Genomic DNA, 6300 nt, shown 5'->3' with positions numbered 1-6300 from the left:
GGGCCATACCGCGCGCCTCTTCGCGGTCGCGCAGGCTGATGAGGATGCAGAACTCGTCGCCGCCAAATCGCGCGACCACGTCTTCGTGGCTGCGCACCGAGCTCTTGATGTGCTGGGCGATGACTTTGAGCAGCGCGTCACCGGCGTCATGGCCGAGGCTGTCGTTGATGCGCTTGAAGTGGTCGATGTCGAGAAACATCACCGCGAGCATGCCGCCCTCGCTGGTTTTCTGGCTGAGTTTTTCGGCGAACATCTGATTGAAACCACGGCGGTTGATCAGATTGGTCAGCGCGTCGTAATTGGCCGCTTGCTGCAAAGACATGCGCGCCTGATCGAGTTGGCTGAGCAGGGCGTTGAGCCGGCGCAGGTCGTTTTCCTTGTTCTGCAGCTTTTTGTCGGCGAGGGCGGCGCTGATCGCACTGCCGAGAATCAACAGGATGATCAGCGCTACGGTCAGGCCCAGTTGCAGATGGCCCGTGTCGCCGCCGCTCGCTGCCAGAGCGCCTTCGGGAAGCACCAGATCCAGCGCAGCCATGCCGGTGAAGTGCATGCTGATGATGCCGGCGCCGAGAATCAGCGCCGCGCTGTACTTGAGCAACTGATGTGCCACGCCGCTGCCTTCACTCAGATAGCGCGCCACCCACAGTGCGGCGAAACTGGCGCCGATGGCAATCAGCACCGACAGCGCGAACAGCTCCGGCTGGTAGTAGGCGGTGGCGCTCGACTTCATCGCGGCCATGCCGACGTAATGCATGCCAGCGATGCCCAAACCGATGACACACGCGGTCTTCAGGCAATGCAACGCGCTCGGCTGCACCTCACTGAGGGTGTGCATGGCCAGCCAAGAGGCGAGCAGGGCGATCAGCAACGACAAGAGGGTAATGCCGAGGTCGTACTGAATATCGATGGGGGTCTGGAAGGCCAGCATGCCGATGAAGTGCATGGCCCAGATGCCGCCGGCCAGGCAGGTCGCGCCGATCCAGCGCCAGATCCGCCGCGACCCCGGGTCTTCGGCATGCACCAGGCGCTCTGCCATGTCCAGGGTGGCGAAGCTCGCCGCGCAGGCGACCAGATAGGCCACCATCACCAGCAAAGGGTTGTGGCTGCAATCGAGGAGAATCTGCCCGCTCGCCGGCAGCTCGGCAACAAACTGCAAACCAAGCCACTCCATAGCATGCCCCGTCTCGGATTCATCTGGCCCGTGCGTCAATCAACGCAGGCGAATGAAAGCAGTATAGAGGCGGTTTTCCGGCTGCAAGCCGTAGTGGCATATTGGTGGTAATGATTTTGCCATTAGCCTCATAGCGATTCGCGCTAAGGCTCAGGCAATGCGCTCCAGCGGCAGGTCGTTCCAGTGTGGCGGCAAGGGTGGCAAGCCGTGGGCGGCGCGGGCCTTGTCGCAGTCGGGATTGTGCTCGCCGTTCTCCCATGACGCCTCGAACTCGCGGCAGGTGCTCGAGCGCTTGTCGTAGATCGTGCAGGCCACAGCGCTGCCGACCTCACCCGCCAGAGACGTGCAACGTGTGGGCTTGCGATCGGTGCCGATCATCGCTACCCGGCTCGGAGTGATCTGCGCGACCAGTTCATCGGGCACCGTCCCGCCAGCGGATGAGCACTCACCCCAGAAAAAAGACACGCGAAAATGGGAACAGCAGGCACCGCAATTCAGACACGGACTGGCTTCGGACATGGGCGGGGGTATCAAAGGGATTGATCGGAAGATCCGGACGGATCCGGCGGCCATTCTAGGCTTTGCCATGGCGTTGGGAAGGGGGGCGCGAAACTATTTTTTTGTCGCCGGATTTTGCCGCGAAAGCCCCGTATGGCGGGGGATTCCAGAGTTATCAAGGGCTTACGTTTCGTTACAGTGCGATGGGTCGATATCAGGCTGACGAATGATGACAGACAGCCCCCGCGCGGCTGACTAGATTGCAGGTTCCGGGCTCGACGCGCTGGCAGTGAAGCCCTCATAACAATAAAGAGACGGACCCATGCAGAACTCGACCCAAGCGGCGAATGCCTGGCGCATTCTGTTCCTGCTGTTCCTCGCCAACCTGTTCAATTTCTTCGACCGCACCATCCCGGCGATCATCATCGAACCGATCCGCATGGAATGGCACCTCAGCGACTTTCAGCTGGGCATCATCGGCACTGCGTTCACCATCGTTTACGCCATTGCCGGCCTGCCACTGGGGCGCATGGCCGACACCGGTTCACGCAGCAAACTGATGGGCTGGGGGCTGGCGACCTGGAGTGCGCTGACTGCGGTCAACGGCATGGTCGGCAGTTTCTGGAGTTTTCTCATCGTGCGCATGGGCATCGGCATCGGCGAAGCCAGTTACGCACCAGCGGCCAACTCGCTGATCGGCGATCTGTTTCCGGCGCACCGTCGGGCGCGGGCTATGGGTATTTTCATGCTTGGCCTGCCGCTGGGGCTGTTGCTGGCGTTCTTCACCATCGGCGCGATGGTCAAGGCGTTCGACAGCTGGCGCGCGCCGTTCTTCATCGCTGCCGTGCCGGGGCTGATCCTCGCGGTGTTCATGTTCTTCATCAAAGAGCCTAAGCGCGGTGCGGCGGAATCGGTGCAGGTCTCGCAGGAGAAAGTCGACAAACCGATCCGCCGCGTGCTCGCTGTGCCGACCTTCCTGTGGCTGGTCATGGCCGGGCTGTGCTTCAACTTCGCGACCTATGCCTGTAACTCGTTTCTGGTGCCGATGCTGCAACGCTATTTCCTCATGCCGTTGCAGGAGGCGGCGGTGGCCACCGGTGTCATCGTCGGCGTCACCGGACTGGTCGGATTGACCCTCGGCGGCTGGATTGCCGACAAGATTCATCAGCGTTTCGCCAGTGGGCGGCTGCTGTTTGCCGCGTTCAGTCTGATCATTTCGACCCTGTGTACGGCGTGGGCGCTGCATGCCGGGCGCATCGAGATCGGTGTGTTCGTCGCGGTGTTCAGCGTCGGCTGGCTGTTCGCTTACAACTTTTATACCTGCGTGTACACGGCGATTCAGGACGTGGTCGAACCGCGTCTGCGGGCCACGGCGATGGCGTTGTTCTTTGCCGGTCTGTATCTGCTCGGCGGCGGGTTGGGTCCGGTGGTCGTGGGTGGTCTGTCGGATCACTTCGCGCATACGGCGATGCTGGCGGCGGGGGCTGAGCAGATGACCGAAGCGTTCAAGGCTGTTGGCCTGCACGACGCGATGTACCTGATCCCGGTGGCGCTGTTCCTGACGATGGTCTTTCTGTTTCTGGCATCGCGGTGTTTTGTCCGGGATGCGCAGCGGATGAAGGAGGGATTGGTGGCGGTGGTTGAGCCAGAAATTTCTGCGGCGACTGCCTGACCGTTTTCGCGAGCAGGCTCGCTCCCACATGATCGTTCCCACGCTCTGCGTGGGAATGCCTCGAGGGACGCTCTGCGTTCCAGCTTCGGTAGGGACGCGGAGCGTCCCGGGCTGCATTCCCACGCAGAGCGTGGGAACGATCCGCCCGCATCACTGCGGGCCTCTTGGTTTTCAGCGGTGAAGCGGGGCGGTTAACCCGCTACCAGCACCCGAATCGCTTCCAGGCGCAACGCCGCTTTGTCGAGCATCGCCAGACCCTGCTCACGCTGAGTGCGCAACGCCTGCAGTTCGCTGTCGCGCACGGTCGGGTTGACCGCTTGCAACGCGGTCAGGCGCGCCAGTTCTTCGTCAGTGTCGGCGGCCAGACGACGGCGCGCTTCAGCCACACGCTCGGCGTGCCGCGGCGCGATCTTTTCTTCGCCGGCATTGATCCGTGGCGTCAGCTGATCGCGCTGGGCCTGGATGAACTTGTTGGCGCTGGCTCGTGGCACGCTTTCCAGCTGATCGTTGAGGGTTTCGAACGACACCCGTGGCGACAGGTCATTACCATTGGCATCGAGCAGGCAACGCAGCGCCGCCGGTGGCAGGTAGCGACCCAGTTGCAGCGAGCGCGGTGCGACCACTTCGCTGACGTACAGCAATTCCAGCAACACGGTGCCCGGCTTCAACGCCTTGTTCTTGATCAGCGCGACGGCGGTGTTGCCCATCGAGCCGGACAGCACCAGATCCATGCCGCCTTGCACCATAGGGTGTTCCCAGGTGATGAACTGCATATCTTCGCGCGATAGCGCCTGATTGCGGTCGTAGGTGATGGTCACGCCTTCGTCGTCGCCCAGCGGGAAACTGGCGTCGAGCATCTTCTCGCTCGGCTTGAGGATCAGAGCGTTTTCCGAATGGTCTTCGCTGTCGATGCCGAAGGCGTCGAACAGGGTTTCCATGTAGATCGGCAGGGCGAACTGGTCGTCCTGCTCGAGGATCGCCTCGACCAGCGCTTCACCTTCGCCAGCGCCACCGGAGTTGAGTTCCAGCAGACGGTCGCGGCCAGTGTGCAGCTCGGCTTCGAGACGTTCACGCTCGGCGCGTGCTTCGTCGATCAGCGCTTGCCACTCGCCGTCATCGGCTTCTTCAAGCAGCGGCAGCAGGCGCGGGCCGAACTGATGCTGCAAGGCGTTGCCGGTCGGGCAGGTGTTGAGGAAGGCGTTAAGCGCTTCGTGGTACCACTGGAACAGGCGCTCTTGCGGGCTGGTTTCCAGGTACGGCACGTGCAGTTCGATGATGTGCTTCTGGCCGATACGGTCAAGACGGCCGATGCGCTGCTCGAGCAGGTCCGGGTGCGACGGCAGATCGAACAGCACCAGGTGGTGAGCGAACTGGAAGTTGCGACCCTCACTGCCGATTTCCGAGCAGATCAGCACTTGCGCGCCGAACTCTTCATCAGCGAAGTAGGCGGCGGCGCGGTCACGCTCGAGGATGTTCATGCCTTCGTGGAACACCGTGGCCGGGATGCCGGAACGCACGCGCAGCGCGTCTTCCAGATCCATCGCGGTTTCGGCGTGGGCGCAGATCACCAGCACTTTGGTACGCTTGAGCATTTTCAGCTGATCGATCAGCCACTCGACGCGCGGATCGAATTTCCACCAGCGCTCTTCTTCACTGGCTTCCGGCTGGGCCTGGAAGCTGACTTCCGGGTACAGCTCGGCGTGTTCGCCCAGCGGCAGTTCGAGGTATTCGTCGGGGCACGGCAGCGGGTACGGATGCAGTTTGCGCTCCGGGAAACCCTGCACGGCGGCGCGGGTGTTGCGGAACAGCACGCGGCCGGTGCCGTGGCGATCGAGCAGTTCACGGACGAGGCGGGCGCTGGCTTCAGTATCGCCATCGTTGACGGCGGTGAGCAGGGCTTCGCCTTCGTTGCCGAGGAAACCGTGAATGGTCTTGTGCGCTTCGGCCGAGAGGCGGCCCTTGTCGAGCAGTTCCTGCACCGCTTCGGCGACCGGGCGATAGTTGTCGCTCTCGGCGCGGAACGCGGCCAGGTCGTGGAAACGGTTCGGGTCGAGCAGGCGCAGACGGGCGAAGTGGCTGTCCTGACCGAGTTGTTCCGGGGTGGCGGTGAGCAGCAGCACGCCGGGAATGACTTCGGCCAGTTGCTCGACCAGCGAGTATTCCGCGCTGGCTTTGTCTTCATGCCAGACCAGGTGGTGCGCTTCGTCGACCACCATCAGGTCCCAACCGGCAGCGAACAAGGCGTCCTGCGCCTTCTCGTCGTCGACCAGCCACTCCAGCGCGACCAGCGCCAGTTGCGTGTCTTCGAACGGGTTGGTGGCATCGCTTTCGATAAAGCGTTCTTCGTCGAACAGCGCGACCTGCAGATTGAAGCGGCGGCGCATCTCCACCAGCCACTGATGCTGCAGGTTTTCCGGGACCAGGATCAGCACGCGGTTGGCGCGCCCCGAAAGCAGTTGGCGATGGATGACCAGACCGGCTTCGATGGTTTTACCCAGACCCACTTCGTCCGCCAGCAATACGCGCGGGGCGATACGGTCGGCGACTTCGCGGGCGATGTGCAACTGGTGCGCGATCGGTTGCGCACGCACGCCACCCAGGCCCCACAGCGAGGACTGCAACTGGCGGCTGGTGTGTTCAAGAGTGTTGTAGCGCAGGGAGAACCACGGCAGCGGGTCGATCTGCCCGGCGAACAGGCGGTCGCTGGCCAGACGGAACTGAATGAAGTTCGACAGCTGGGTTTCCGGCAGGGTGACGACCTCGTTCTGCCCGTTGAGACCGTGGTAGACCATCAGCCCGTCGACGTCGTCGACCTGCTGCACGGTCATCTTCCAGCCTTCGAAATGGGTGATGGAGTCGCCCGGCGAAAACCGCACGCGGGTCAGGGGCGCATTCCGTAGCGCGTACTGGCGGGTTTCGCCAGTGGCCGGGTAAAGCACGGTCAGCAAGCGGCCGTCCT

At 62.7% G+C, this 6300-nt stretch carries 4 protein-coding genes; 1 reads left to right on the top strand and 3 read right to left on the bottom strand.

Annotated features, from left to right (window positions below):
- A partial coding sequence (locus OQK_RS04695) for an MHYT domain-containing protein (protein ID WP_038860561.1) occupies positions 1 to 1171 on the bottom strand: 1171 nt, incomplete at its 3' end.
- A gap of 150 nt (positions 1172 to 1321) precedes the next feature.
- Positions 1322 to 1690, bottom strand: a complete 369-nt coding sequence (locus tag OQK_RS04690) for a YkgJ family cysteine cluster protein (RefSeq protein WP_016771350.1) — start codon at positions 1688 to 1690, stop codon at positions 1322 to 1324.
- A 301-nt stretch (positions 1691 to 1991) separates the two neighbouring features.
- On the opposite strand from OQK_RS04690, the gene OQK_RS04685 reads away from it, so the two are divergent.
- Entirely contained in the window at positions 1992 to 3341 is a 1350-nt protein-coding gene (locus OQK_RS04685) for a spinster family MFS transporter (protein ID WP_016771349.1), read from the top strand.
- Between the two features lie 191 nt (positions 3342 to 3532).
- Here OQK_RS04685 and rapA read toward each other — a convergent pair.
- Positions 3533 to 6300, bottom strand: a 2768-nt coding sequence (rapA, locus tag OQK_RS04680; RefSeq protein ID WP_016771348.1) for an RNA polymerase-associated protein RapA, incomplete at its 5' end; no start/stop codon positions are given.

Source organism: Pseudomonas sp. R62 (assembly GCF_000257605.1).
Lineage (GTDB): Bacteria > Pseudomonadota > Gammaproteobacteria > Pseudomonadales > Pseudomonadaceae > Aquipseudomonas > Aquipseudomonas atacamensis.
The sequence above is the reverse complement of the archived record's forward strand: the minus strand, read 5'-3'. Positions and strand labels throughout refer to the sequence as shown.

Bases quoted from the DNA above. Each gene is read 5' to 3' on its own strand.
- OQK_RS04690 (WP_016771350.1), bottom strand. From the start codon at position 1,690: ATGTCCGAAGCCAGTCCGTGTCTGAATTGCGGTGCCTGCTGTTCCCAT.
- OQK_RS04685 (WP_016771349.1), top strand. From the start codon at position 1,992: ATGCAGAACTCGACCCAAGCGGCGAATGCCTGGCGCATTCTGTTCCTG.